The 3,689-nt window shown below is 40.1% G+C and carries 3 protein-coding genes; 1 reads left to right on the top strand and 2 read right to left on the bottom strand.

Going from position 1 to position 3,689, the window contains the following annotated elements; genetic code table 11:
- Positions 1-5: 5 nt before the first annotated feature.
- Positions 6-887 carry a hypothetical protein gene (locus G4P69_RS36205; protein WP_208338363.1) on the bottom strand — a complete coding sequence of 294 codons (882 nt, stop codon included), beginning with the start codon at positions 885-887 and terminating at the stop codon, positions 6-8.
- Between the two features lie 24 nt (positions 888-911).
- Entirely contained in the window at positions 912-3,206 is a 2,295-nt protein-coding gene (locus G4P69_RS36200; RefSeq protein ID WP_313890612.1) for a hypothetical protein, read from the bottom strand.
- Positions 3,207-3,246: 40 nt separating this feature from the next.
- Here G4P69_RS36200 and G4P69_RS36195 point away from each other — a divergent pair.
- Positions 3,247-3,689, top strand: a 443-nt coding sequence (locus G4P69_RS36195; protein ID WP_208354720.1) for a hypothetical protein, incomplete at its 3' end; no start/stop codon positions are given.

Here is a 3,689-nt window from a genome sequence, read left to right as displayed (position 1 = left end):
TTGTACTATTTTACTTGTTGTTGTTGATTTACTTCTTCTTGTTGAGTTTCTCTTCCCAACAAATCTAGTTGAGAAGTTACTCTTACAAGTCGTGCAGCTTCTGCTGAGGTATCTACTCTTCTAGCACGGTTCGTCTCTTCCAATTGTTGAGCAACATTTGCCAAGTTCAAGTTTGAATACTGTAAAGACTGATTCAAATACATTGTTTGAGCAAAAGTTTCTCCAAGCATTTTTGCCTGTTCACCTTGAATTCTGACGGCTTGTAATTGTAAGTTTGTTTGAGCCGCATTCTGACATGCTGAGGCATTAGCTGCACCACCAGTAGCATCATTAGTTGCGTTGCAAGCAGTTGATATAGTTTTGTTAATAGCTTGAGTTATAAAATTTTGGTTATCTTTAAGATCTTTGATAGACTTTGTAATCTCTTTAAGCGAATCCTCTGTATCTTCTAATTTCTGTTTTATCCGTGTTTGTCCATTTCTTCCTAAAACCCCTTCGACTGCTCCACGAGTGATTTCACGGCTGAATTCATTACTGACTGTGTTCGCTTCTAGAGATGGGTTATTTTCAAATGTCCCCGATATGGATTTTTGAACGGCAAAAAAACGAACATTTTTTCCTGCTTCAATAGGATTAGGTATGTTGAGTTCGCCTGTAGAAGAATTGATAACCGCTTGAGTATCGAATAATTCTATAGGCTTTAAACTACTAGGAGTGCTACTTGCTAGATAGGTTTGTAAATCTAGGGCGTAGTTTTGAAAATCTTGCGTCCAGACTTTGCCTAATTGTGAGTCGTCCTTTGTGTTCACAATATTGACCAACTGCGCCATACCTGGTACGATACCCAGAAATACTAGAGAGAGGGTTAAAAAAGTAGTTTTTCGCATAAGAAAGTACCTACAAAAGGGTATTTATCCGCGCAGTGCAGCTACTAACTGACGTGCAAATACAGAAAGTGCTTCATACTTATCGGGATATTTTTGCATGGCTTGTTGTCGTCCAGCTTGCTCGTCAGGGTTGTTTGCGACTACTGCTAATTGTTCGTAACCTGGGTAGTAGCGACAGAAGGTATAAATACCGTTGTCATCCAACAACCATTGACTGTAAATTCCTTCTTTTCGAGGGAAAAAGCTTTCTGTTGCATTACGAGCAATAATTTCCTGGGGATATTTTAATATACTGACAAAACTATCGACCGCAACTGGCTGAATACGACCAATTAATCGGGTTGTCAAGTTTTGCAAAATTTTAGATGCTGCTTTGGATTTGGCAATAGTATCAGGATCTTGTGCTGATAATATCACTCTAATACCTGCTTTTGCACCGTTCGCGCAGATTCTTCCCACCAAGTTAGAAATTTGCTCAAATTCAAACAAAATTGGTGCTTCATCAATAAAGAAGATTGAAGATGGGCTACTTAATGAACGGCGGAGTGCCGCTGAATAAGCACTTAAAGATAGAACTGCTGCATCTTCACTATCGGATAAATTTCTGAGAGCAAAAACCAAAAGTTGAGCATCGGTGGGGAAGCTAGATGGTGCTGAAATCGCTTGTCCCACTCGGCTTGAAAGCCAAAACCGCAAGCGCAGATGAATTTGACTCAGTGCATCTTCAACTCTGCCACCTATACTATCTAGTCGTAAATGTTCTGGCGAACAGAATAGGAGAAAATCTTTTAAGGTAGGGGTTTTGAGCCAAGCAGTGCTACTAAATCCACCTTCAATAGCATCTCGATATCGGTCTTTTATACCCTCATCATTAAAGAATGCTTCTAAAGCTAAGTTAATAATTGCGCGTATAGTTTGCGACAATAGCTGATTTTCAGTTGATGATCCTAAAATCATGGTCATTAACGCTGATTCTAGGAAGGCGATGTAATCAAGTAGGCGATCGCGCTGTTCTTCTTCACTTAGCGATCTTAAATCTGGCTGTTCAAATAAATTATTAGATTGTTTAGAAATATCAAAATAAGCCCCGTTCCCCTCCATAAATTGCGTATAGTCTGTAAAAGTTGATGTCCCGTCGGGCTTAGGAAAATCCAACGCCACCACCGGAATCCCATACGCCAAAGCTTGCGTCAAAATTCCTGAAACCAACACCGACTTACCAGCACGAGTTGTAGCAAACAACGCTAGATTTTTGTGTTGGTTAAACAAATCCAAATGAACAGGTGAGCCACCTTCTTCAGCAATCAACTCAAAGCCTTTGCTATCGCCAGCTCTAGTAATTGATAAAGGCATTAACCCTGGTACTTCACTGGTTAAATAAAGCTGACGGCGGTTGAAGGGTTTTGCTAATAAACCTTCCCACACAATTGGTAAAGTTTGCAGCCAAATTTTCCAAGCGTACTCTATTTCCCTAACAACCTGTGCTGGACGCTGAAAACAACTTTCAATATACCTTGTTGCTTCGTCTAACTTCTCAACAGTGGGGCGGTGTACCAAAATTGTCACTGCTGTATAAATTGGTACTGCGCCTTCAAACAATTGCTCTTGGGCTGCTACCGATTTCTTCAGCTTTAATTGAGCATTAACATCAATAGTTCTACTTTTTTCCTGCGCCATCATCGCCGTCATGTTCGACTGCTTGAGTACGCGTTGCAAAGTATTTTTTACCAAAGCTGGGTTAGCCGCCGTTAGCTGGCAGAAAATTTCCGTGTCAACAACTGCTTCTCTTGCCAACAGTTCCCATATATAGCGTAATTGAGACGATTTATTCTGCCAGCCTCCGGGTTTTTCCAGAAACGTCATTGCGCCAATGTAACGATTGTTAACATAAACCCAACGGCGATCGGCACAAGGTATACTAGATTCCATCAGTAGAGTTGTACTATGGATATTCTCCATTAGCAGTTTTGTACTAGCTAAATCTGAGTAAACTTTTTCGTGTACACCTTGTTCATCTAAGGTTATGAGTTGTGGTATTTCTATTGGCTGCGTATCATTGAATCTTCTCCAAATACCTTGCCAAAGATCCACAGCAGATAAAGGTTTTATATCCAATCCCATCTGATTAGATAAAATTTGTTCCCAACGACGAAAACCCTCTGTGTAGGCATTTGCAATCACAGTTTCGATTCGCTGGTTTTCTGAATCGGCAAAATCGCCTTTAAATTTTAACCACCACAACTCGCCTTTTGCTAAAAGTTTCTCTATCCAATCTCCTGTTTCTGCTGAATTTTGTTCAATAGTGTATGTGACATACACCCTCAGAAATTTTGGTTTGCGTGCGCCAACGTCTCATCAATTGGTATTGACACTGGAATACTGGCGCGTTAAATTACTAGATTCTGTACCTTTTTTAATTGCTTGTGCAGTATTTTTAAGCATTATCAGCCTTAAAAGTCCTATTTTGCTCTTTTGTTTGTTAATTGGGAGTTTAATAGCAGTAGTCATACATCGAATTGGGCAGCAAGTACGCGCACCCAAGAAAACACTCTTACTATTACAAGTCCTAGCAGTAGCAGCGATTCTGAGCTTATTTTGGCTAGATTACTTTGCCGATCCAGCACAAGCACAGTTTTTTAAGAGAGCTGAAGATTTTCTTAAGAACAATTTATCCCAAGGTGGAGGTGGAAACTCCTCGGCAGCGGTGAGTTTAGTTTTCAATGTGTTGCGAGCAGTTTACTTACTTTATATTGCTGTTTCCCTAATCGGCGTTATAAATGCGGTTCGCAAAGATGAAGATTG

Source organism: Aetokthonos hydrillicola CCALA 1050, assembly GCF_017591665.1.
In the GTDB taxonomy this organism is placed as follows: Bacteria; Cyanobacteriota; Cyanobacteriia; order Cyanobacteriales; family Nostocaceae; genus Aetokthonos; species Aetokthonos hydrillicola.
The sequence above is the reverse complement of the archived record's forward strand: the minus strand, read 5'-3'. Positions and strand labels throughout refer to the sequence as shown.